Annotated in this window: 16 protein-coding genes and 3 rRNA genes; 10 read left to right on the forward strand and 9 right to left on the reverse strand. The window is 71.6% G+C overall.

The annotated features are described in order from the left end of the window. Positions 1-73 precede the first annotated feature (73 nt). Entirely contained in the window at positions 74-1528 is a 1455-nt protein-coding gene (locus B8281_RS07135) for a hypothetical protein (protein ID WP_157446602.1), read from the forward strand. 152 nt (positions 1529-1680) lie between these two features. Here B8281_RS07135 and B8281_RS07140 read toward each other — a convergent pair whose 3' ends face one another. Together B8281_RS07140 and B8281_RS07145 are read right to left on the reverse strand one after the other, a co-directional pair. After that, on the reverse strand, positions 1681-2532 hold the full coding sequence (locus tag B8281_RS07140) for an ABC transporter permease (RefSeq protein ID WP_085387349.1): 852 nt from the start codon (positions 2530-2532) through the stop codon (positions 1681-1683). After that, on the reverse strand, positions 2529-3626 hold the full coding sequence (locus B8281_RS07145; protein ID WP_085387350.1) for an ATP-binding cassette domain-containing protein: 1098 nt from the start codon (positions 3624-3626) through the stop codon (positions 2529-2531). The genes B8281_RS07140 and B8281_RS07145 overlap by 4 nt, the downstream gene beginning before the upstream one ends. A gap of 94 nt (positions 3627-3720) precedes the next feature. On the opposite strand from B8281_RS07145, the gene B8281_RS07150 reads away from it, so the two are divergent. The 4 genes from B8281_RS07150 to rrf all read left to right on the forward strand — a co-directional run bounded on the left by B8281_RS07150 (position 3721) and on the right by rrf (position 10584). After that, positions 3721-4734, forward strand: a complete 1014-nt coding sequence (locus tag B8281_RS07150; RefSeq protein WP_085387351.1) for a YafY family protein — start codon at positions 3721-3723, stop codon at positions 4732-4734. A gap of 538 nt (positions 4735-5272) precedes the next feature. Continuing rightward, positions 5273-6794: ribosomal RNA gene (locus tag B8281_RS07155) — 16S ribosomal RNA — on the forward strand. Positions 6795-7263: 469 nt separating this feature from the next. Continuing rightward, positions 7264-10370, forward strand: a 23S ribosomal RNA gene (locus B8281_RS07160). A gap of 97 nt (positions 10371-10467) precedes the next feature. After that, positions 10468-10584, forward strand: a 5S ribosomal RNA gene (gene rrf, locus B8281_RS07165). Together the 16S, 23S and 5S rRNA genes form the textbook arrangement of a ribosomal RNA operon. A 155-nt stretch (positions 10585-10739) precedes the next feature. Here the strand turns inward: rrf and B8281_RS07170 are convergent. The 4 genes from B8281_RS07170 to B8281_RS07185 form a co-directional block, all read right to left on the reverse strand. Beyond that, positions 10740-11711 (reverse strand): alpha/beta hydrolase, encoded by a 972-nt coding sequence (locus B8281_RS07170; RefSeq protein WP_043659390.1) that lies wholly within the window; start codon positions 11709-11711, stop codon positions 10740-10742. Further along, complete coding sequence (locus tag B8281_RS07175; protein ID WP_043659392.1) at positions 11708-12667, reverse strand: Zn-dependent alcohol dehydrogenase; 960 nt, start codon at positions 12665-12667, stop codon at positions 11708-11710. Before B8281_RS07175 ends, B8281_RS07170 begins: the two co-directional genes overlap by 4 nt. Positions 12668-12751: 84 nt before the next feature. Beyond that, on the reverse strand, positions 12752-14002 hold the full coding sequence (locus B8281_RS07180) for a homoserine O-acetyltransferase (protein WP_232322705.1): 1251 nt from the start codon (positions 14000-14002) through the stop codon (positions 12752-12754). An 88-nt stretch (positions 14003-14090) separates the two neighbouring features. After that, on the reverse strand, positions 14091-15428 hold the full coding sequence (locus B8281_RS07185) for a bifunctional o-acetylhomoserine/o-acetylserine sulfhydrylase (RefSeq protein ID WP_085387353.1): 1338 nt from the start codon (positions 15426-15428) through the stop codon (positions 14091-14093). Between the two features lie 346 nt (positions 15429-15774). Between B8281_RS07185 and B8281_RS07195 the strand changes: the two genes are divergently transcribed. Beyond that, positions 15775-17172 (forward strand): C40 family peptidase, encoded by a 1398-nt coding sequence (locus tag B8281_RS07195; RefSeq protein ID WP_085387355.1) that lies wholly within the window; start codon positions 15775-15777, stop codon positions 17170-17172. Positions 17173-17241: 69 nt separating this feature from the next. Here the strand turns inward: B8281_RS07195 and B8281_RS07200 are convergent, their stop codons facing one another. Continuing rightward, positions 17242-17745: an inorganic diphosphatase gene (locus B8281_RS07200; protein ID WP_034655165.1), complete on the reverse strand. Its 504-nt coding sequence runs from the start codon at positions 17743-17745 to the stop codon at positions 17242-17244. A gap of 260 nt (positions 17746-18005) precedes the next feature. Between B8281_RS07200 and dacB the strand changes: the two genes are divergently transcribed. Continuing rightward, positions 18006-19418, forward strand: a complete 1413-nt coding sequence (gene dacB, locus B8281_RS07205) for a D-alanyl-D-alanine carboxypeptidase/D-alanyl-D-alanine-endopeptidase (RefSeq protein ID WP_085387356.1) — start codon at positions 18006-18008, stop codon at positions 19416-19418. Positions 19419-19452: 34 nt separating this feature from the next. On the opposite strand, the gene B8281_RS07210 is transcribed toward dacB, so the two are convergent. Continuing rightward, positions 19453-19875, reverse strand: a complete 423-nt coding sequence (locus B8281_RS07210; protein WP_021482084.1) for a type II toxin-antitoxin system VapC family toxin — start codon at positions 19873-19875, stop codon at positions 19453-19455. Then, complete coding sequence (gene vapB, locus B8281_RS07215) at positions 19872-20105, reverse strand: type II toxin-antitoxin system VapB family antitoxin (RefSeq protein WP_021482085.1); 234 nt, start codon at positions 20103-20105, stop codon at positions 19872-19874. The genes B8281_RS07210 and vapB overlap by 4 nt, the downstream gene beginning before the upstream one ends. An 85-nt stretch (positions 20106-20190) precedes the next feature. Here vapB and B8281_RS07220 point away from each other — a divergent pair, with 85 nt between their 5' ends. Genes B8281_RS07220 through hpt form a run of 3 tightly spaced genes read left to right on the forward strand, consistent with a single transcriptional unit; the run spans position 20191 to position 22982 of the window. Then, positions 20191-21318 (forward strand): zinc-dependent metalloprotease, encoded by a 1128-nt coding sequence (locus B8281_RS07220; protein ID WP_232322706.1) that lies wholly within the window; start codon positions 20191-20193, stop codon positions 21316-21318. A gap of 3 nt (positions 21319-21321) precedes the next feature. Then, positions 21322-22422, forward strand: a complete 1101-nt coding sequence (tilS, locus tag B8281_RS07225; RefSeq protein WP_085387358.1) for a tRNA lysidine(34) synthetase TilS — start codon at positions 21322-21324, stop codon at positions 22420-22422. 5 nt (positions 22423-22427) lie between these two features. Further along, on the forward strand, positions 22428-22982 hold the full coding sequence (hpt, locus tag B8281_RS07230; protein ID WP_021479810.1) for a hypoxanthine phosphoribosyltransferase: 555 nt from the start codon (positions 22428-22430) through the stop codon (positions 22980-22982). Positions 22983-23115: the final 133 nt, after the last annotated feature.

Below are 23115 nucleotides of genomic sequence, written 5' to 3' on the forward strand. Positions count from 1 at the left end.
GACCCGCCCCCGTAGGCTATGGCGCATACGCCCCCGCCCAGGTCGCGTTTCCGCTGCTGCAGGAGAACCCCCGATGCCCCTCTTCGAGGTGGACGCCGAGCGTCCCGTACTGGTCCAGCCGCCCCAGCAGGCAGGAGCATTCGGGACGGACGCGCAGCGGGTGGTGGACGGCAACCTCGAAGGACTGCTGGGCGAGCAGATCTTCCCGGTCGCGCAGGGCACGTCCGACGACGAGCCGCACCTCCTCGCGCTCGACGCGGCGGGGCTCCCGGTCGTCATCGAGGTCACGGCCGAGCTCACCGAGGAGGCCCTGACCGCGGCGCTCAGCCACGCGGGCCGTGCCGGTCGCCTCACGCGCGCCGAGCTCGCCGCGCGCTACACGGGCGGCGCGTCGCGCTTCCAGCAGGACGTCGCCGCGTTCTACGACAACGTGCCCCTCACGCGCTCGCAGGCGACCGCGCGCGCCACGGGCGCGCGCCTCGTCGTCATCTGCTCGAGCGCCGCGCCCGGCATCCAGGACGCGCTCGACTTCCTGCGCCAGCCCGGCTCGCCGGTCGCGGTGCTGCGCCTCGGCGTGGTCCACGGGGCCGACGGCCGCCGCTTCGTCGACGTGTCCCCGCTCGCGATGACGCGCGACAACCCCGCGCCACCCGCGGTACCCGAGCCCCCGCGGGGCCGTGCCGTCGCCCCCGGTTCCGACTTCGCGGACGGCGTCGCCGTGGGCCGAGCCCTGACCGGCAAGTTTCCCGTGGTGACGCGTCAGGCCGCGAGGTCCCGGGCGGAACGCCGCCGGGCCGCCGAGCTGGAGCCCCGCACCACCTACGGCGTCGCGCCGTCGTCGGCCGACGAGACGGGCCAGCTCGCCCCGCTCACCGCGACGGGCGAGCCGCGCCGCGCCGAGCCGCCCGTGCTCGACTTCGTCCCCCTGGACGACCCGCTCACCGCGCGCACGGCGCCCGAGCCCGCGCCGACGGCCTGGGCCGACCGCCGCCCGGTCGAGAGCGCCGACGAGGCACCGGCCCCGCGCACCTCGATCCTCACGCGCGAGTCGATCCGCACCCGGGAGTCGATCCGGACGCGCGAGTCGTACCTCACGCACGAGTACGGCGACCAGCGCAGCCCGGCGCAGGAGCGCCCGTACGACCCGCTGTCGTACCACCCGCCCGTCGACCTCGGCACGGGGCCCGACCTCCCGTCGCCGAGCCGCGACGTCGCGCCGGTGCCGTCCCCGCCCGCGGCCGACCTGCCGCTCGGCCCCGAGGACGACCCGGACCTCGTCGCGCTCGCCCGCGCGTTCGGCGCCCCGCGCCAGCTCGTGTGGTCGCGGCCCCGGCGCGGGCAGCGCTTCGAGGCGGTGCTCCAGCCCGACGGCTTCATCGAGCTGTCCGACGGCGCCCGGTTCCGCCACCCGGACCTCGCCGCGGTCGCGGTCTCCGGCACCCACACCGCCGACGGCTGGAGCGTCTGGCGCCTGGGCACCGACGACGGCCCCACCCTCACCGACGCCTTCCGCGAGCACACCGCCTGAGCCCGCCGGCCGGGACCGCTCCCGGCGTGAGACGGGAGAAGTGGCCCCTGGCGGACTCGCCGCAGGGGCCACTTCTCGCATCTCGCACCCGGCGACGACGTCGTCCGCCGGGTGCCCCGGGGCTGGAGGCCCGGGCCGAAGCGCTCCCGTGCTCAGTCGGTCGTCCGCACCATGGTCCGGATCCCGACGGCGAGCCCGACGGCGGCCGTCACGACGGCGGCGACCCACCCCCACGCGACGGCGGACGCCGTGAGGTCGCCCGCGAAGAGCGCCCGCTCGGCGTCGACCACGTAGCGCAGCGGGTTGACGTCGGACGCGACCTGCATCCAGCGGGGTCCGGTCTCGAGCGGCAGCAGCATGCCGGACAGGATCATGAGCGGAAAGACGAGCGTCTGCTGCACGACCCAGAACATCCAGTCCTGCTTGCGGACGGCGAGCGCGAGCGCGTAGCTGAGGGAGCCGATCCCCACGCCGAAGACGGCGAGCAGCACCAGCCCCACGACGGCGCCGGCGGGGTGCAGCTCGAAGCCGAACGGCAGCATGACGAGCACCACGACGACGGACTGCGCGACGATCGGGACCATCTCCTTGAGCGCGCGCCCGACGAGGAGCGACGCGCGCGACAGCGGCGCGACGAGCATCCGCTCGTGCGCCCCCGTCTGCAGCTCGACGAGGAGGTTCGCGCCCGTCGTGGATGTCCCGAACAGCGTCGTCATGACGAGGATCGACGGCACGAACCACTGCCAGACGTTGCCGCCCAGGACCTCCTGCCCGGTCGTCGTGCCGCCGAGCGACCCGACGAGGAGCGGTCCGAACAGCGCGAGGAAGACGATCGGCTGGACGAGCCCGAAGAGCACGGAGAACGGGTCGTGCAGCACGGGCCGCAGCTCGCGCACGAGCACGATGCCGGTGTCGCGCGCGAAGGCGGTGAGGCCGCGGCGCGGGGCGTGCGCGCGGCTCGGTGCCGTGCGCGGCGTGGTCGGGTTCGTGGTGACGGTGCTCATGCTGCGGTCCTCTCGGTGGGGTGGGCGTCGGCGCCCGTGGTGGCGCCCGCCTCGCGCAGGCTGCGCCCGGTGAGGGCGAGGAAGACGTCGTCGAGCGTGGGCCGGCGCACCTGGGCGGTGTCGACGGCGATACCGGCGGCGTCCGCCGCGCGCAGCAGCCGGGGCAGGTAGGCGTCGCCCCGCTCGGCGCGGACCTCGAGCGCGGGTGCACCACCGGGCCGGGCATCCGGCCCGGTGTCGGGCCCGACGGCGCCCGCGCCCTCGGGCGTCCGGGCCACCTCGCGGAAGCCCTCGACGCGGCGGGCCAGCGCGGTGAGGTGGGCGGCGTCGTCGTGCGCGCGACCGCCCGACGGCGCGAGCGTCACGAGGACGCGGTCCCCGGCGAGCTCGGCCTTGAGGTTCGCGGCCGTGTCGTCGGCGATGACGCGCCCGTGGTCGACGACGACGACCCGCTCGGCCATGGTGTCGGCCTCGTCGAGGTAGTGCGTCGTGAGGACGATCGTCATGGGCTCGCCCGTCGTCGCGCGGGCGTCGTCGCGCATGCGCAGGACGTGCTCCCACAGGTTCGCGCGGTTGTGCGGGTCGAGACCCGTGGACGGCTCGTCGAGGAAGAGGAGCGACGGCGCGTGCACGAGACCCATGGCGACGTCGAGCCGACGGCGCTGCCCGCCGGAGAGGTCGGACACCTTGCGGGTGCCGTGCGCCGTGAGCTCGAGGGAGTCGAGCAGCTCGTCGGCGCGTCGCCGGGCGGTCCGGCGGTCCAGGCCGTGGATGCGGCCCTGGCTCGCGAGCTCGTCGACGGCCCGCTGCGCGTGCCCGGCCCCGTTGCCCTGCCCGACGTACCCAATGCGGTGGCGGACGGCGTCGGGCTCGGCGACGACGTCGCGTCCCGCGACGGTGGCGGTGCCCGACGTCGGCCGGGTCAGCGTGGTGAGCATGCGCAGGGTTGTCGTCTTGCCGGCCCCGTTGGGGCCGAGGACGGCGACGAGCTCGCCCGGCGCGACGTCGAGGTCGATGCCCCGCACGGCGTGCACGGTGCGGCTCTCGTCCCGCCCGACGGCGAAGTCCTTGGTCAGTCCTCTGGTCCGGATCACGGTGCTCCTCCTGGGGTGCGGTGCGTGCGTCGGGAACGACTCTGCTCCGGGTAGCGGACAGGTCCGGTCCTCTACCTCGTGCGACGCTGGAGCCATGCTCGAGACCTCAGGACGACTGCTGCGGTTGCTCTCGCTGCTCCAGGCGCGCCGCGACTGGCCGGGGGCCACGCTCGCGGAGCGCCTGGAGGTCAGCCCGCGCACCGTGCGGCGCGACGTCGACCGGCTGCGCACGCTGGGCTACCCGGTGCGTGCGACCAAGGGCCCCGACGGCGGATACCGGCTCGACGCCGGGGCGGACGTGCCGCCGCTCCTGTTCGACGACGAGCAGGCCGTCGCCGTCGCGGTCGCCCTGCGCACGGGCGCGCTGCCCGGGGTCGAGGACGCCGCGGCCCGGGCGCTCGCGACCATCCGGCAGGTGATGCCCGCGCGGCTGCGCACGCGGATCGACGCCCTGGAGGTGACCGCCGTGCCGGGGCGCCGGGAGCAGGAGCTCCCCACCGTGCGTCCCGACGTGCTCGTCGCCGTCGGGACGGCGGCGAGCGAACGACGCGTGCTCCGGTTCGACTACGACGGCGGCACCGGCGAGGTGCTGCGCGCGCCGGGGGCTCCGGAGGGCGCGGGGTTCCGCGCCCCGCGGCGCGCGGAGCCCCATCACCTCGCGACGTGGGGCGGCCGGTGGTACCTCGTCGCGTGGGACCTCGACAGGGAGGACTGGCGCACGTTCCGCGTCGACCGGATGGTCCCGCGCGAGGGCACGGGGGCACGGTTCGCGCCGCGCGCGCTGCCGGCGCCCGACGTCGCGACGTTCGTTGCGGAGCGGTTCGCCACCACCAGCTACCCGGTACGCGGCACCGTCGAGCTCCACGCGGACGCCGCGACGGTGGCGCGCTGGGCAGGCGCGGACGCGGTCGTCGAGCCGGCGGGGGAGGGGCGGTGCCGCCTGACGACGGGCTCCTGGTCCTGGGGCGGGCTCGCGGCCCGGTGCGCGATGTTCGACGTGCCGTTCGACGTCGTCGGGCCGCCCGAGCTGCGCGACGCCGTACGCGTGCTGGGGGAGCGCGCGCGAGCGGCGGCGAGGGGTGAGCCGGGTCACGAGGGAGCGAGTTGACCTCCTGGCCCACGACCCCGTAATGTTCTCGAGGTCGCCCGGCAGGGAGGAACAGACACCACGGCACAGCTCTTCGGAGCAGATGCGAAGTGGCTGGTCCCCCGGGCGAAACTCCCACCAGATTTCTCGGAGCACAGTGCTGCCCCGTGAGTGCGGTGAGGGTGTCTGGATCAGGTACATTTCTGAACGGAAATCCGGTTTTCACCGGTCCGGGACGAACGGCCGGGTCTGGTAGGATTCAGAACGAAGGAAGCGCCCCGCGCAAGGGCCTCGGGAACGAGGTCGGAGGCGGTGTGTGTCGGTTGTTTGAGAACTCAACAGTGTGCTTGTTAGTCAATGCCAAATTTTTTGTCCCTGTGGCATGGCTGGCCTGGTTGCCCGTCCGGGTGGTTGGGTTGGTTGTGTCTGGGATTCCTTTGGTTGATTTCGGAAGATGATGTCATCTTTCGTGTTGATGCCAGTTTTGTGAACCCTGTTGGGGTTTGCTTCGTATGGATTGTTCACTGCTGGGTTTTGTCCTGGTGGTGGGCGTTGTTCATTTACGGAGAGTTTGATCCTGGCTCAGGACGAACGCTGGCGGCGTGCTTAACACATGCAAGTCGAACGATGATGCCCAGCTTGCTGGGCGGATTAGTGGCGAACGGGTGAGTAACACGTGAGTAACCTGCCCTTGACTTCGGGATAACTCCGGGAAACCGGGGCTAATACCGGATATGAGCCGCCTTCGCATGGGGGTGGTTGGAAAGTTTTTCGGTCAGGGATGGGCTCGCGGCCTATCAGCTTGTTGGTGGGGTGATGGCCTACCAAGGCGACGACGGGTAGCCGGCCTGAGAGGGCGACCGGCCACACTGGGACTGAGACACGGCCCAGACTCCTACGGGAGGCAGCAGTGGGGAATATTGCACAATGGGCGAAAGCCTGATGCAGCGACGCCGCGTGAGGGATGAAGGCCTTCGGGTTGTAAACCTCTTTCAGCAGGGAAGAAGCGCAAGTGACGGTACCTGCAGAAGAAGCGCCGGCTAACTACGTGCCAGCAGCCGCGGTAATACGTAGGGCGCAAGCGTTGTCCGGAATTATTGGGCGTAAAGAGCTCGTAGGCGGTTTGTCGCGTCTGGTGTGAAAACTCGAGGCTCAACCTCGAGCTTGCATCGGGTACGGGCAGACTAGAGTGCGGTAGGGGAGACTGGAATTCCTGGTGTAGCGGTGGAATGCGCAGATATCAGGAGGAACACCGATGGCGAAGGCAGGTCTCTGGGCCGCAACTGACGCTGAGGAGCGAAAGCATGGGGAGCGAACAGGATTAGATACCCTGGTAGTCCATGCCGTAAACGTTGGGCACTAGGTGTGGGGCTCATTCCACGAGTTCCGTGCCGCAGCAAACGCATTAAGTGCCCCGCCTGGGGAGTACGGCCGCAAGGCTAAAACTCAAAGGAATTGACGGGGGCCCGCACAAGCGGCGGAGCATGCGGATTAATTCGATGCAACGCGAAGAACCTTACCAAGGCTTGACATGCACGAGAAGCCACCAGAGATGGTGGTCTCTTTGGACACTCGTGCACAGGTGGTGCATGGTTGTCGTCAGCTCGTGTCGTGAGATGTTGGGTTAAGTCCCGCAACGAGCGCAACCCTCGTCCCATGTTGCCAGCGGGTTATGCCGGGGACTCATGGGAGACTGCCGGGGTCAACTCGGAGGAAGGTGGGGATGACGTCAAATCATCATGCCCCTTATGTCTTGGGCTTCACGCATGCTACAATGGCCGGTACAAAGGGCTGCGATACCGTAAGGTGGAGCGAATCCCAAAAAGCCGGTCTCAGTTCGGATTGGGGTCTGCAACTCGACCCCATGAAGTCGGAGTCGCTAGTAATCGCAGATCAGCAACGCTGCGGTGAATACGTTCCCGGGCCTTGTACACACCGCCCGTCAAGTCACGAAAGTCGGTAACACCCGAAGCCCATGGCCCAACCGTTCGCGGGGGGAGTGGTCGAAGGTGGGACTGGCGATTGGGACTAAGTCGTAACAAGGTAGCCGTACCGGAAGGTGCGGCTGGATCACCTCCTTTCTAAGGAGCTACCAACCCTCGTCCGCTGGTGTTTGCTGGTGGGTGGGTGGTTCAGGTGCCACGCCATCGCCGTCCGTGTGGTGGGTGGTTGCTCATGGGTGGAACATTGACGAAAGAGCTTCTTGGTCTTGCTGGTGTCAGTACCTGCCGGCTCGCTCGTGCCTCTTCGGGGTGCGTGTGGGTGGTGGTGGAACATCACGGGTGAGACTGGGGGGCTTGTCGAGCACACTGTTGGGTCCTCAGGTCACCGGCCACCGGTTGGTGGGGTGCCTGGTACGGGCCGGTCCTTGGACCACGAACCGCTTCGTCTGCGCTCTTGTATGAGGGTGTGGGTGGGGTAGGCGGGTCTGGTGGGGTCGGGGTCGTTGGTTGTTTGAGAACTGCACAGTGGACGCGAGCATCTTTGTAAAGATCAAGACGCACCCTTTCGGGGGTGTGGTTCTTGGTTCTCTGCAGTTTTGTTGTTTTTGTTGAAGTTTTTAAGGGCACAGGGTGGATGCCTTGGCACTAGGAGCCGAAGAAGGACGTGGTAGCCTGCGATAAGCCTCGGGGAGCTGGCAAACGAGCTGTGATCCGAGGGTTTCCGAATGGGGGAACCCCGCACGAGTCATGTCGTGTGACCCGCACCTGAATATATAGGGTGTGTGGAGGGAACGTCGGGAAGTGAAACATCTCAGTACCGACAGGAAGAGATATTCCGTGAGTAGTGGCGAGCGAAAGCGGATGAGGCCAAACCGGGCGCGTGTTCAAGCTGTCAGGCGTTGCGTGTTCGGGGTTGTGGGACCCTTCTGGTGGATCTGACAGTCCACCGGGGAGTGAGAAAGCCGTGTCATAGTCGAACCGCATTGAAAGGCGGACCATAGACGGTGCGAGTCCGGTAGACGAAATGGTGCGGCCTCCCGAAGGGGATCCCAAGTAGCACGGGGCCCGAGAAATCTCGTGTGAATCTGGCAAGACCACTTGCTAAGCCTAAATACTACCTAGTGACCGATAGCGGACCAGTACCGTGAGGGAAAGGTGAAAAGTACCCCGGGAGGGGAGTGAAATAGTACCTGAAACCGTGTGCCTACAATCCGTTGGAGCCTCCTTGGCTGGGGTGACAGCGTGCCTTTTGAAGAATGAGCCTGCGAGTTAGTGCTCAGTGGCGAGGTTAACCCGTGTGGGGAAGCCGTAGCGAAAGCGAGTCCGAACAGGGCGCCCATAGTCGCTGGGTCTAGACCCGAAGCGAAGTGATCTAGCCATGGGCAGGTTGAAGCGCGGGTAAGACCGCGTGGAGGACCGAACCCACCAGGGTTGAAAACCTGGGGGATGACCTGTGGTTAGGGGTGAAAGGCCAATCAAACTTCGTGATAGCTGGTTCTCCCCGAAATGCATTTAGGTGCAGCGTCACGTGTTTCTTGCCGGAGGTAGAGCTACTGGATGGCCGATGGGCCCTACAAGGTTACTGACGTCAGCCAAACTCCGAATGCCGGTAAGTGAAAGCGTGGCAGTGAGACTGCGGGGGATAAGCTCCGTAGTCGAGAGGGAAACAGCCCAGACCACCGGCTAAGGCCCCTAAGCGTGTGCTAAGTGGGAAAGGATGTGGAGTTGCACAGACAACCAGGAGGTTGGCTTAGAAGCAGCCACCCTTGAAAGAGTGCGTAATAGCTCACTGGTCAAGTGATTCCGCGCCGACAATGTAGCGGGGCTCAAGTACACCGCCGAAGCCGTGGCATCTGCGCTCAACTCAGGCCTTCGTGGTCCAGAGGCGCAGGTGGGTAGGGGAGCGTCGTGTGGGCGGTGAAGCCGCGGGGGAACCCAGCGGTGGAGCCCACACGAGTGAGAATGCAGGCATGAGTAGCGAAAGACGGGTGAGAAACCCGTCCGCCGAATGACCAAGGGTTCCAGGGCCAGGTTAATCCGCCCTGGGTAAGTCGGGACCTAAGGCGAGGCCGACAGGCGTAGTCGATGGACAAGGAGTTGATATTCTCCTACCGGCGAAGAACCGCCCATACCGAGCCCGGTGATGCTGACCGCCCAAACCTGCCCATCGACCCTTCGGGGTCACCGGGCAGGGGCGCGCGGGACCCAATCCGGTAGTAGGTAAGCGTATTAACAGGGGTGACGCAGGAAGGTAGCCCGGCGTGGCGATGGTAGACCACGTCCAAGGCTGTAGGCCGTCGGGTAGGCAAATCCGCCCGACACACAGGCTGAGAGCTGACGGTGAGCGCACAAGCGCGAACTGGGTGATCCTATGCTGCCAAGAAAAGCCTCGACGCGAGGTTCTAGCCGCCCGTACCCAAACCGACTCAGGTGGTCAGGTAGAGAATACTAAGGCGATCGAGAGAATCGTGGTTAAGGAACTCGGCAAAATGCCCCCGTAACTTCGGGAGAAGGGGGGCCCGAAGCGTGAACACCCTCGCGGTGGGAGCGTGGACGGCCGCAGAGACCAGGGAGAAGCGACTGTTTACTAAAAACACAGGTCCGTGCGAAGTCGCAAGACGATGTATACGGACTGACGCCTGCCCGGTGCTGGAAGGTTAAGAGGACGGGTCAACCCTTCGGGGTGAAGCTCAGAATTTAAGCCCCAGTAAACGGCGGTGGTAACTATAACCATCCTAAGGTAGCGAAATTCCTTGTCGGGTAAGTTCCGACCTGCACGAATGGCGTAACGACTTCTCCGCTGTCTCAACCGCGAACTCGGCGAAATTGCACTACGAGTAAAGATGCTCGTTACGCGCAGCAGGACGGAAAGACCCCGGGACCTTTACTATAGCTTGGTATTGGTGTTCGGTGCGGCTTGTGTAGGATAGGTGGGAGACTGTGAAGCCCGTACGCCAGTGCGGGTGGAGTCAACGTTGAAATACCACTCTGGCCGCTTCGGATGTCTAACCTCGGTCCGTGATCCGGACCAGGGACAGTGCCTGGTGGGTAGTTTAACTGGGGCGGTTGCCTCCTAAAATGTAACGGAGGCGCTCAAAGGTTCCCTCAGCCTGGTTGGCAATCAGGTGTCGAGTGCAAGTGCACAAGGGAGCTTGACTGTGAGACTGACAGGTCGAGCAGGGACGAAAGTCGGAACTAGTGATCCGGCGGTGGCTTGTGGAAGCGCCGTCGCTCAACGGATAAAAGGTACCCCGGGGATAACAGGCTGATCTTGCCCAAGAGTCCATATCGACGGCATGGTTTGGCACCTCGATGTCGGCTCGTCGCATCCTGGGGCTGGAGTAGGTCCCAAGGGTTGGGCTGTTCGCCCATTAAAGCGGTACGCGAGCTGGGTTTAGAACGTCGTGAGACAGTTCGGTCCCTATCCGCTGCGCGCGCAGGAAACTTGAGAAGGGCTGTCCCTAGTACGAGAGGACCGGGACGGACGAACCTCTGGTGTGCCAGTTGTTCCGCCAGGAGCACCGCTGGTTGGCTACGTTCGGAAGGGATAACCGCTGAAAGCATCTAAGCGGGAAGCCTGCTTCAAGATGAGGTTTCCATACCCTACGGGGTGAGAGGCACCCAGCAGAACACTGGGTCGATAGGCCGGACGTGGAAGCGGGGACGAAAGACCCGTGCAGCTGACCGGTACTAATCAGCCGACAACTTCAACACCAAACACACTTTGCTACGCGTCCACTGTGCGGTTCCCGAACCACCAACACCACACCCCCACACGGGGTGCCCCGGTGTCGAGGAGGTTCAACAGAGTTACGGCGGTCACAGCGAAGGGGAAACGCCCGGTCCCATACCGAACCCGGAAGCTAAGCCCTTCAGCGCCGATGGTACTGCCCTGGAGACGGGGTGGGAGAGTAGGACGCCGCCGGACAACCCTTCACCGAAGGCCCACCCCACACGGGGTGGGCCTTCGGCATTTCCGCATACCCCCACACCACGCGAGGGACGCGCTAGCGCCGGCACGTCCGGGGCCGTCGTCGGCCCCACGGACGGTCGCACCGGGACGCGAGAGCGGCCGAGGAGCCCTCAGGACCAGCCGTACGCCGCCGACCAGCGGACGATCTCCGCGAAGAAGCGTGCCCGGGGCTCCGGCGCCGAGAGCGACAGGTCGTGGATGCCGCCGGGGATGCGGACCAGCGTGACGACGCGCCCCAGGTGCGAGGCCCGGCGGGCGAGCGGCTCGACGTCGAGCACGATGTCTGCGGCGCGCATGTCCTCCGTCCACCGCGTGCTGAACAGCGACCTCTCGGCGAGGAGCACCAGCACGGGGCAGTCGATCGCCAGGCCGGCGGCGACGCGCGCGTGACCGGAGATGATCGCGCGCAGCCATCCCGCGCGGACGGGGAACGACGGAACGGGACGCCATGCGTCGTCGATGGTCCACGTACCGTCCTCCCGGTCCCGCAGCGTCCGGGCGTAGTAGCCGGGATCGACGTTGGGGAGCGGGGCGCGGGGCTGGAAGCGGGCGAGTTGGCGGATCGCGGGGCCGGAGACGGTCCGCGCCACCGACGAGCCCTGCAGCTCCAGCCACGGGCTGTTGAGCACCAGGCCACGCACGACGCCGGGGTGCCGGTGCGCCCACAGCGCCGCGACGAGACCCCCGGTCGAGTGCCCCATGAGCATGATCGCGACGTGCGCTCCGAGGTCCTCCCGCACGACGTCCAGCGCGGCGGCGATGTCGGCGTCGTACTCCTCGAGGTGGTCCGCGTACCCGGGGGTCTGGTGCGGGCGCAGGCTGCGACCGTACTTGCGCAGGTCGACGGCGTAGAACGCGGCGCCGAGGCCGTGCCAGGTCTGGGCGAGCTCGGTCTGGAAGAAGTAGTCGCTCCAGCCGTGGAGGTAGAGCACCGCGCGCGCGGGGCGCAGGGGCTCGTCCGTCGGCGGGACGTGCCGGACGACCGTGACGACGACGTCGCCCTCGTCGTCGGGCTCCAGCTCGACGGTGCGCTGCTCGAACCCTGCCCCGAGCACGTCGGGGGCCCAGGCCGGGGACGTCACGGCGTGAGCACCACCTTGCCGAAGTGGTCGCCGGCCGCGAGCCGCGCGAGGCCGTCGCCCGCGCGGGCGAGGGGGAGCACCTGGTCGACGACGGGGCGCACCTCGCTCCGCGCGAGGAACCGCAGGAGCGCGGCGAGGTCGTCGCGCGAGCCCATGGTCACGCCCTGCACGCGGATCTCGTGGAAGAACACGCGCGTGAGCTCGGCGGGCGACGCGTCGCCGCTCGTCGCACCCGCCACGACGACGGTGCCGCCCGGCCGCACGGACCGCAGCGAGTGGTTCCACGTGGCCTGCCCGACCGTCTCGACGACGACGTCGACGGGCGCGGGCAGGCGGGCGCCGGGTTCGAACGTCGCCGCCGCCCCGAGGCGGGCCGCTCCGGCGCGCTTCGCCGCGGAGCGAGACGTCACCCAGGTCTCGAGCCCCGCGGCGGCGCCGAGGGCGACGGCCGCCGTCGCGACCCCGCCGCCCGCGCCCTGCACGAGGACACGGTCGCCGGGGGCGGCGCCACCGGCGGTGAACAGCATGCGATAGGCGGTGAGCCACGCCGTCGGGACGCACGCGGCCTCGACGAAGGTCAGCTCGGGCGGCTTGGGGACGAGGTTGTGGGTCGGGACGGCGACGCGCTCCGCGAGCGTGCCCGGGTACCGCTCGGACAGCAGGGAACGACGCTCGGCTGGCCCGACGCCGTGCCCGTCCGCGCCGACGACCGCGTGCACGACGACCTCGGAGCCGTCGGGGGCGACGCCCGCGGCGTCGGTCCCGAGGATCATGGGCAGGCGGTCGGCGGGCAGCCCGACGCCGCGCAGCGACCAGAGGTCGTGGTGGTTGAGCGACGCGGCGCGCACGTCGACCGTGGTCCAGTGCTCGCGGGACGCGGGCTCGGGGCGGTCCCCGACGACGAGGCCGGCCAGGGGGTCGTCGGGATCGGTGCGGTCGGCGTAGGCGGCGAGCATGGGACCAACCTACGGTCCGGCCCGTGCTCCGACCACGGGGCCCGCCCGGGGGAGCCCCGAGGGCCTGCCCCGACGACGAGCGGGTCAGTCGCGCACGCGCGCCCGCTCGCCGAGGAAGTCGGCGACGATCGGTCCGAGCTGGTCGAACTCGATGAGGAAGCCGTCGTGCCCGAAGTCGCTCGTGAGCGTCCGCAGGGGCTCGGCGCCGGGGATGCCGGCGGCGATGCGCGCGCAGTCGGGGGGGAGGAACAGCCGGTCGGTGTCGACGGCGACGACGAGCGCGTGCGCGGTGATCTGCGCGAGCGCCGCCTCGACACCACCGCGGTCGCGCCCGAGGTCGTGCGTGAGCATCGACTCGGTGAGCACGACGTACGAGTTCGCGTCGAACCGCCGCGCGAGCTTGTCCCCGTGGTGGTCGAGGTAGGACTGCACGGCGTAGCGGCCGTCGGTGAACGGGTCCTCGCCGCCCTGCGGCAGCCGGCCGAAGCGGTCGTCGAGCTCGCGCGCGGACCGGTAGGTGGCGTGCGCGATCTGCCGCGCGATGCCGAGCCCGACGTGCGGGCCGTCGCCGTCCGCGGCGTCGTAGTAGTCGCCGCCGCGGAAGCCCGGGTCCGCGCGGACGGCGCCGAGCTGCGGGTGGGCCCAGGCGATCTGGTCGCCCGTGGTCTGGGCGGCGGTCGCGATCGCGGCGAGCGAGACGACGTCGACCCCCGCCTCGGGCCCGAGGAGCGCCCACTCCAGCACGCGGTGCCCGCCCATCGAGGCGCCGACGACGAACGCCCACGACGAGATGCCGAGCGTCCGGGCGAGCTCGATCTCGACCGCGACCTGGTCGCGCGTCGTGACGCGCGGGAACCGGCTGCCCCACGGGCGGCCGTCGGGCGCGGTCGAGGCCGGTCCCGTGGTGCCCTGGCAGCCGCCGAGCACGTTGGGCGCGACGACGAACCAGCGGTCGGTGTCGATCGGGGCGCCGGGCCCCACGAGCGACTCCCACCAGCCCGCGGTGACGTGCCCCGGGCCGGCGGGGCCGCTCACGTGCGAGTCGCCGGTGAGGGCGTGCAGCACGAGGACGGCGTTCGACCCGTCGGGCGCGAGCGTGCCCCACGTCTCGTACGCGACCCGGACGTCGGGCAGGCGGGCGCCGGACTCGAGGTCGAACGTGCCGACGTCGGCGAAGCGTCGCCGGCCCGCCGGGTCGCCCTCGCGCCACGCCCCGGTCGCCGGGACCGGGGCCTTGACCCGCGCGCGCGACGGCGCCACGCCGTGCGTCGACGAGTCGCCCGGCCGCGCGCCGGAGCGGGCGTCGGGGGCGGGGGAGAGGAGCTCGTCGTTCACCGGGGTCACCGTCGGCCACTGTACGGCCGGGGCGCCCAGGGCGCCCCGGCTGTCCAGATCCGTCATCGTCGCGCCCGTCGTCGGCCGGTCAGGAGCCCAGCGCGGACTTGGCGGCGGTGAACCCGAGCTCGAGGTCGGCGAGGATGTCGTCGACGTGCTCGATGCCCACCGCGAGGCGGACCAGGCCCGGCGTCACGCCGGACTTCGCCTGCTCCTCGGGGCTGAGCTGGGCGTGCGTCGTCGACGCCGGGTGGATGACGAGCGACCGGACGTCGCCGATGTTCGCCACGTTCGAGTGGAGCTGCAGCGCGGAGACGAACGCCTGCCCGGCCTCGCTGCCGCCGTCGAGCTCGAACGCGAGGACCGCGCCCGCGCCGCGCGGCAGGTACTTCTGCGCGTTCGCGTGCCACGGGCTCGAGGGCAGGCCCGCGTAGTGGACGGTCCGGACGTCGTCGCGCGCCTCGAGCCACTCGGCGACCTTCTGCGCGTTGGCGACGTGGCGCTCGACGCGCAGGGACAGCGTCTCGATGCCCTGTGCGATGAGGAACGCGTTGAACGGCGAGATGGCCGAGCCCAGGTCGCGCAGGAGCTGGACGCGCGCCTTGAGCACGTACGCGAGGTTGGCGCCGAGGATGCCGCCCACGCCGAGGTCGCGCGCGTAGACGAGGCCGTTGTACGAGGGGTCGGGCGTGTTGTAGTTCGGGAACCGCTCCGGGTGCGCCGCGTAGTCGAACGTGCCGCCGTCGACGATTACGCCGCCGATCGCGGAGCCGTGGCCGCCGAGGTACTTCGTCGCGGAGTGCACGACGACGTCCGCCCCGTGCTCGAGCGGGCGCAGCAGGTAGGGCGTGGCGACCGTGTTGTCGACGACCAGCGGGACGCCGACCTCGTGCGCGACCGCCGCGACGGCCTCGATGTCGAGGACGTCGGCCTGCGGGTTCGGGATCGTCTCGCCGAAGAACAGCTTCGTGTTCGGGCGCACGGCGTCGCGCCAGGCCTGCGGGTCGTGCGGGTCGGCGACGAACGTCGTCTCGACCCCGAGCTTGGCGAGCGAGTACTGCAGGAGGTTGTAGGTGCCGCCGTACAGGCTCGGGGAGGCGACGACGTGGTCGCCCGCCTCGGCGACGTTGAGGATCGCGAACGTCGTCGCGGCCTGCCCGGAGGCGAGGAGCAGCGCGCCGACGCCGCCCTCGAGCGAGGCGATGCGGTTCTCCACGACCTCCTGCGTCGGGTTGCCGATGCGCGTGTAGATCGGGCCGAGGTCCTTGAGCGCGAACCGGTCGGCCGCGACCGAGGCGTCCGGGAAGACGAACGACGTGGTCTGGTAGATCGGGAGCGCGCGGGCGCCGGTCGTCGGGTCGGCGATCTGGCCGGCGTGGACCTGGCGCGTCTCGAAGGACCAGGCGGGGGCGGTGTCGGTGCTCATGGTTGCTCTCCTGCGGGTGGGGTGGGACGGCGGCGTGCGGGTGCACCGGGGCGGGTGCGGCGGGGACGGGGTCGTCGACCGCGGCGAGAGGCGCACGCGGGACGGGATGCCGCGGCGAGGGGCGTCGTCGACGACGGCTCGCGGGCAGGCGAACGTCCGCTCGGGTCAGCGACACATTCGACGGGACATGAGGCCGAGGCTAGGCGCGTCGTCGGCGACCCGGTAGGGCCTTCTCACCATGCGAGACCACATTGTGAGAAGGCCCCGGTCGCTCGGATCGCGCGGAGCGGACCTTCCGGGCAGACTCGTGCGAGTGCTGTCAACGAGACACGCCGAGGAGGGGTTGATGAACCGCGTGACCCGGAGCGCGCCGCGCCGTCGCGTCGCCGCGGCGGGGGCCGCCGGAGCGCTCGTGCTCGCGCTCGGCGTGGGCCTCGCGCCCACCGCGTCGTCCGCGCCGCCGGACGACGACGTGCGTGCCGCGCGCGAGGCCGCCGACGGCGCGTCGCGGGACGTCGCGACGGTCGAGCGCGAGCTCGCGGCCCTGCGCGACCGGCACGCGTCCGCGGTCGCGGCCGTCGAGACGGCGGCGGAGGAGTACGCCGCGGCGCAGGGCGAGCTCGAGGCCGCCGACGCCGAGGTGCGCGACGCCCAGGCGGCGCTCGCGACGGCCCGGTCGGGCGAGTCCGACGCGCGGGCCTCCGTCGGTGCCCTCTTCCGCGCGTCACGCCAGGGCTCGACGGAGCTCGACGCCCTGCGGACGGTCCTGGACGCGGACGGCGTCGAGCAGGTCGTCGCGCGCGAGAACGCCGAGCGCGTCGCGGGCCGCACCGCCGGACGTGCGGTCGAGACGCACGCGACGGCGCGCGCCGTCGCCGGCACGGCCCGCGCGCGGGCCGACGCGGCGCTCGCGCACCAGGCCGAGGTCGAGGACCGCGCGCGCGACGCGCTGGCCGCCGCCCAGGTCTCCTCCGGGGCGCTCGACGAGGCCGTGCAGGAGTCGGCGGCACGCCGGGAGACGCTGCTCGCCGAGCTCGCGCAGGCCCGGGCCACGAGCGTCGACGTCGAGCGGGAGCGCCAGGACGCGCTCGACGCGCAGGCCGCGAGCGCGCGCGAGAGCGCGGCCCGGGAGCGGGTCGCGCCGCCCGCCGCGGGGACGCCGGCGGCGGCGCCGTCCGCCCCCGCCGCGCCGTCCGCCCCGGTCCCGCAGAGCCCGGCTCCCGCCCCGGCGCCGGCTCCGGCCCCCGCTCCCGCCCCGGCCCCCGCTCCCGCCCCGGCGCCGGCTCCCGCCCCAGCGCCTGCCCCGGCTCCGGCGCCTCAGCCCACTCCTGCCCCGCCGCCCGTCGTCACGCCGCCGCCCGGCACGGGCGTGGGGAACGGCGCCCAGGGCCAGGCCGCCGTCGCGTGGGCGCGCACGAAGATCGGCGCGCCGTACGTGTTCGGCGGCACCGGGCCGGGCTACGACTGCTCGGGCCTCACGTCCCGCGCGTGGGCCGCCGCGGGCGTCGACATCACCCGGACGTCGCGCTCGCAGTACCAGCGCGTGCAGAAGATCTCCTACGACCGGCTGCGCCCGGGCGACCTCATCTTCTACGCCAACGACACGTCGAACCCGTCGACCATCCGTCACGTCGCGATGTACACCGGCGGCGGGATGATGATCGAGGCGCGGCAGCCCGGCAGCCCCGTGCACGAGGTCGCGATGCGCTGGGCCGACGCGATGCCGTACGCGGGCCGACCGTAGCCCGACGCACGACGGCGGCCGCCCACCTCGTGAGGTGGACGGCCGCCGTCGTACGGGGGGACGAGCCGGTCAGTGGCCCGGCGTGTGGTACCCGGAGTCGATGGCGCGCTGCAGGGAGCGCTCGATCTCGGCCTCGGCGTCGGCGCGGCCGACCCAGTGGGCGCCCTCGACGGACTTGCCGGGCTCGAGGTCCTTGTAGACCTCGAAGAAGTGCTGGATCTCCAGGCGGTGGAAGTCGGACACGTCGTCGATGTCCTGGCGCCACGCGGCACGCTGGTCGCCCGTCGGGACGCACAGCACCTTGTCGTCGCCGCCGGCCTCGTCGCGCATGCGGAACATGCCGAGCGCGCGGCAGCGGATCAGGCAGCCCGGGAACGTGGGCTCCTCGAGCAGCACGAGGGCGTCCAGCGGGTCGCCGTCCTCGCCGAGCGTCCCCTCGATGAACCCGTAGTCGTCGGGGTAGCGGGTCGAGGTGAAGAGCATGCGGTCGAGGCGGATGCGACCGGTCGCGTGGTCCACCTCGTACTTGTTGCGCTGCCCCTTGGGGATCTCGATCGTGACGTCGAACTCCACTGCTTCCTCCAGTCGTACCGGCACCGCGGCGCTCGGGCGGTGGCTGGTGTCGGATGATCGACGGACGACGCCGTCGTGCGGGAACTAGTGTGACACGGGACGTCCGCCCACAAGAGTCCGTACGGCCCTGGGCGGGCGACGCCGTGAGTGATAATGCGCACGTGCCCGCGGCCCCGGGGGTGGGTCGGACGACCGGCGACCGGTCGGGACGGGCGGGCGGACGACGCGCCCCGGTGACCGGGGCGGACCGAGGGAGAGGTATGGGCTGGGCGACGCGCACGGGCGTGGCCGTCGGCGTGGTGCTCGCGCTCGCGGGCGGGTACGCCGTGGCGGACGCGTACGACGTCGTCCCCGGCGTGCTGACGCTCGAGCCGCCCGTCCCGGAGCCGCCGCCGTTCCCGCAGGCGCCGGGCGCGGCCGCCGCGCCCCCGCTCGAGGTGGAGCTGCCGGCGCTCGACGACGCGGCGCCCGTCCCCGCGACCGGCGCGGTGCAGGCCCTCGTGGACGGGCTCGTCGCGGACACGCGGCTCGGCCCGCGCGTGGGCGTCCTCGTGACCGACGCGGTGACGGGCGAGGTGCTGGGCGCCGCCGGCGAGAGCGTGGGGCACGTCCCGGCGTCGACCCTCAAGACGTTCACCGCCGCGGCGGCGCTCACCTCGCCGGGAGCGCACACCACGCTGCCCACCCGAGCCGTCCTCGAGGGGCAGGAGACGGTGTACCTCGTGGGCGGGGGCGACATGATGCTCGCGGCCGGTGCCGGGGACCCGACGGCGGTCAACGGCCGGGCCGGGCTCGGCGACCTGGCCGCGCAGGTCGCGGGCGAGCTGCGGCTGACGGGACGCACGACGATCTCGCTGCGCCTCGACGACACGCTGTTCACCGGGCCCGCGGTCGCGCCGACCGTCGACCCGGCCAGCGTGCGCAACGGCTACGTCGCGCCCGTCGCGGCGCTCGCGGTGAACATCGCGCGCCTCACCGACGAGGAGTACGCGCCGCGCGCCGAGGACCCGGCGCTCGCCGCGGCCGACGCGTTCGTGGCCGCGCTCGCGCAGGAGGGCGTCACCGTCTCCGGGGACGTCGTGCGAGCCCCGGCGCCGAGCGAGGGGCGCACGGTGGGCGAGGTGGAGTCCGCCCCGCTCGGCGACGTCGTCGCGTACCTGCTCCAGCACTCGGACAACACGATCACCGAGGTCGTCGGCCGGGTCGTCGCGCTCGACGCGGGTCTGCCCGGGTCCGGGGCCGGCGCGACCCAGGCCGTGCGGGCGGCGGTCGAGGGCCTCGGCGTCGACCTCACGGGCGCGACGCTCGCGGACCTGTCCGGGCTCGGCGACGGATCCGTCGTCACGCCCGCGCAGCTCGACGAGGTCGTGGGCCTCCTGGCCGACCCCGCGCACCCGCGGCTGCGGCCCGGCGCGGTGGGCCTGCCCGTCGCAGGGCTGTCCGGGACGCTCGACGAGCGCTACCTCGCCAACGCGGGCCGCGGCGTCGTGCGCGCGAAGACCGGCAGCCTGCCGAACGTCACGTCGCTCGCCGGGACGGTCGTCACCGCGGACGACCGCCTCCTCGTGTTCTCCCTCATGGCCGACGCCGTCCCGGACGGCGGCACCTACGGCGCGCGCCTGATCCTCGACGACTTCGTCGCGTCGCTCGCGGAGTGCGGCTGCTCCGCCTGACGGGCCGCGCCACGTCTGGGGGAGGGCTCCCGGTTCAGGGGCCGTGCGTCGCGTCCGCCAGCCAGTCCTCGACCTCCAGGCCGGGCACGCGGGAGAACTCGCGCACGTTGTTCGTCACCAGCACGAGCCCGAGCGACCGGGCGTGCCCGGCGAGGAGCGCGTCGTACGGGCCGACAGGGGTGCCGCGGGCCGCGAGGACGGCCCGGACCCTGCCGGCGTGCATCGCCGCCAGGCTGTCGAAGGGCAGCACGTCGACGAGCGACAGCAGCTCGTCGACCGCCTGCCGGTTGCGGGCCGGGTCCTGCGAGCGCTCCACGCCGTACTCCAGCTCCATCTCGCTCACGGTCGAGACCGCGACGCGCCCCTCTGCCTCGCGCAGCCTCGGCCGCGCGGCCGCGCCGTGCCCGCGGAGGAGGGCGACGAGCACGTTCGTGTCCAGCAGGTAGAGGGTGCTCACAGGGCCTCGCGCTCGTCCGCGGTGCCCTGGTCACGGTCGGCGAGGAAGCCGGGACCGACGCGCAGGCCGTGCTCGAACCACTCGTCCCACCCGGAGCCGGCCGGGGTGATGACCCGTGACCGGCCGACGGCCCGGACGTCCACCTCCCGGACGTCGTCGGGCAGCGCGACCGCCTTGGGCAGGCGGACCGCCTGCGTCCGGTTGCTGCGGAACACCGTCGTGCGCACCATGCCGACCTCCCGTCGTATATCCCGAGAGTATATCCTCCGGTCGTCCTCGAACCCGTCGGCCGGGCGAGCGGGTTACCGTGGGCCGGTGACTCTCGTCGAGCAGGACGGCCGACCCCACGGCCCGTCGCGCGGCGACCGGTCGGTCGTCGACTGGTCCGCCGCCGCGCAGATCGCCGGGCGCCTCGCGCGCCCGGGGCCCCAGGCGTCGCGCGCCGAGCTGGCCGACCTCGTCGAGGGGCTGCGCACCGCGGCGGGCGAGGCCGTCCCGCACGTGCTCGACGTGACCCGCATGACGCCCGTCGCGGGGACCCCGGAGACGCTGGGCACGGTGCACGTCGTGGACCGGCCCCGCTGGGCGCGCGCCAACACCGAGATCATGGCGTCGCTCACCACGGGCGTCACCGAGGCGCTCGTGGGGGAGAGCGGTCGCGTGCCGCAGGCGACGGCCCTCGTCGGCGCCGCGCAGGTCGGGTCGGTCCTCGCGGTCCTCTCGAGCCGGGTCCTCGGACAGTTCGACCCGTACAGCGGGCAGGCCGCCGCGGGGGCGGGCCCCGGCCGGCTCGTGCTCGTCGCGCCCAACGTGCTCCAGGTGGAGCGCGCGCTCGACCTGCGGCCCGCCGACTTCCGCCTCTGGGTGTGCCTGCACGAGCAGACGCACGCCCTCCAGTTCGCGGCGGCGCCGTGGCTCGCGGACCACCTGCGCACGCGCGCGGGCGACCTCCTCACCGAGCTCTCCGCGTCGTCGCGACGCCTCGCCGAGGCCCGCCTGCGCGACAAGCTCGTCGCCGTGGGGCGCGCCGTCCTGCACGCGGTGCGCGGCGAGGGCACGACCCTCCTCGACGGCCTCCTCACGCCCGAGGAGCAGGACCGGCTCGCCGACGTCACGGCCGTCATGGCGCTCCTGGAAGGCCACGCGGACGTCGCCATGGACGCCGTCGGGCCCCGCACCGTGCGCACCGTGCGCAGCATCCGGCGCAAGTTCGACGCGCGGCGCGACGGCGAGGGCAGCTCCGGCCTCGACGTCGTGCTGCGGCGCCTGCTCGGCATGGACGCCAAGATCGCCCAGTACCGCGACGGGGCGGCGTTCGTCCGCGCGGTCGAGAAGGACGTCGGGCGCGACGGCTTCAACGCCGTGTGGGCCTCCCCGGAGAACCTGCCCACGGCCCGTGAGATCGCCGACGCGCGCGCCTGGGTGCGCCGCGTGCACGGCTGAGCCGTGGGCGGTCCGGCGCCGGTCGTCGCCGCCGCGCGCCACGCCGTGCGCGGCGCGCTCGCGGACCTTCCCGCAGGGGCGACGGTGCTCGTCGCCTGTTCCGGCGGCGCCGACTCGACGGCACTCGCGGCCGCCACGGCGTTCGTGGCGCCGCGCCTCGGGCTGCGGGCGGGCGCCGTCGTCGTGGACCACGGGCTCCAGGACGGCAGCGCCGCCGTCGCGGCGGCCGCCGCCGAGCGGTGCCGCGACCTGGGGCTCGACCCGGTGGAGGTACGCCGCGTCGTCGTCCCGACGGCGGGCGACGGCCCGGAGGCCCACGCCCGGACGGCCCGGTACGCCGCGCTCGACGACGTCGCGGCGGCCCACGGCGCCGGCGCGGTGCTCCTGGGGCACACGCTCGACGACCAGGCCGAGACGGTGCTGCTCGGCCTCGCCCGCGGGGCGGGCGCACGCTCGCTCGCGGGCATGGCACCACGGCGCGGGCCGTACCGGCGCCCGTTCCTCGCCCTGCGGCGCACGCAGACCGAGGCGGTGTGCCGCACGCTCGGGCTCGACTGGTGGGACGACCCCACGAACACGGGCCCGCCGCTGCGCTCGCAGGTCCGCGGACGGGTCGTGCCGGCGCTCGTCGACGTGCTCGGCCCGGGGGCGGTGCCCGCGCTCGCGCGCAGCGCCGACCTCCTGCGCGACGACGCCGACCTCCTCGACGCGCTCGCGGCCGACCTCCTCGCGGCGGCGCTCGTCCCACCCGGCGCGGACCCCGCCCCCGGCGCGGACCCCGGCCCCGGCGCGGACCCTGGTCGCGGCAGGGGAGCGGCGCCCCGCCCGGCGGTCGTGCTCGACGTCGGCCCGCTCGCCGCCGCGCACCCGGCGCTGCGGCGTCGTGCGCTGCGGTCCGCGGCGCTGCGCGCGGGGTGCCCGGGGAGCGACCTGTTCGCCGTCCACGTCGACGCGCTCGACGCGCTCGTCACCGCGTGGCGCGGCCAGGGGCCGGTGCACCTCCCGGGCGACCGCAGGGCGTCGCGCGCGTGTGGCAGGCTTTCCCTGGGCCCGGGGCCAACGCGCCGGGCCGGCACCTCCCCCCTCCCCCCAGCTCAGGAGTGACCCCCGTGGAAGCATCGGACGTCGCAGGCGACCTCGAGAACATCCTGCTCACCGAGGACCAGCTCGGTGCGCGGCTCGACGAGATCGCCGCGCAGATCGACCGTGACTACGCGGGCAAGGACCTCCTGCTCGTCGGTGTGCTCAAGGGCGCCGTCATGGTCATGGCGGACCTGGCGCGCCGCCTGCACAGCCACGTCGAGATGGACTGGATGGCCGTGTCGTCGTACGGCTCCGGCACCAAGTCGTCGGGCGTCGTGCGCATCCTCAAGGACCTCGACGCCGACCTCACCGGCCGCAACGTGCTCATCGTCGAGGACATCATCGACTCGGGCCTCACGCTCTCGTGGCTGCTGTCGAACCTCCGCTCGCGCGGCCCGGCGTCGGTCGAGATCGCGGCGATGCTCCGCAAGCCCGACGCGGCGAAGACCGAGGTCGACGTGCGCTACGTCGGCTTCGACATCCCCAACGAGTTCGTCGTCGGCTACGGCCTGGACTACGCGGAGAAGTACCGCAACCTGCCGTTCGTCGGGACGCTCGCGCCGCACGTCTACTCGAGCTGAGCCGGGCGGCGGCGGGCCACGAGCCCGCCCGGACCGCCCAGGGAGCTGCTCAGGAAGTACGGACCACGCCCTGGGCGAACAGAGGGAAGATCCCCAGCAGGCGCCAAGGTCCAGAGTGTAGTTTCGAGCCCGA

Origin of the sequence: Cellulosimicrobium sp. TH-20 (assembly GCF_002105775.1) — a bacterium.
GTDB classification, from domain to species: Bacteria; Actinomycetota; Actinomycetes; order Actinomycetales; family Cellulomonadaceae; genus Cellulosimicrobium; species Cellulosimicrobium funkei.

Coding starts and splice junctions, on each gene's coding strand:
- B8281_RS07135 (WP_157446602.1), top strand. CDS start 74: ATGCCCCTCTTCGAGGTGGACGCCGAGCGTCCCGTACTGGTCCAGCCG.
- B8281_RS07140 (WP_085387349.1), bottom strand. CDS start 2,532: ATGAGCACCGTCACCACGAACCCGACCACGCCGCGCACGGCACCGAGC.
- B8281_RS07150 (WP_085387351.1), top strand. CDS start 3,721: ATGCTCGAGACCTCAGGACGACTGCTGCGGTTGCTCTCGCTGCTCCAG.
- B8281_RS07175 (WP_043659392.1), bottom strand. CDS start 12,667: ATGCTCGCCGCCTACGCCGACCGCACCGATCCCGACGACCCCCTGGCC.
- B8281_RS07185 (WP_085387353.1), bottom strand. CDS start 15,428: ATGAGCACCGACACCGCCCCCGCCTGGTCCTTCGAGACGCGCCAGGTC.
- B8281_RS07195 (WP_085387355.1), top strand. CDS start 15,775: ATGAACCGCGTGACCCGGAGCGCGCCGCGCCGTCGCGTCGCCGCGGCG.
- dacB (WP_085387356.1), top strand. CDS start 18,006: ATGGGCTGGGCGACGCGCACGGGCGTGGCCGTCGGCGTGGTGCTCGCG.
- vapB (WP_021482085.1), bottom strand. CDS start 20,105: ATGGTGCGCACGACGGTGTTCCGCAGCAACCGGACGCAGGCGGTCCGC.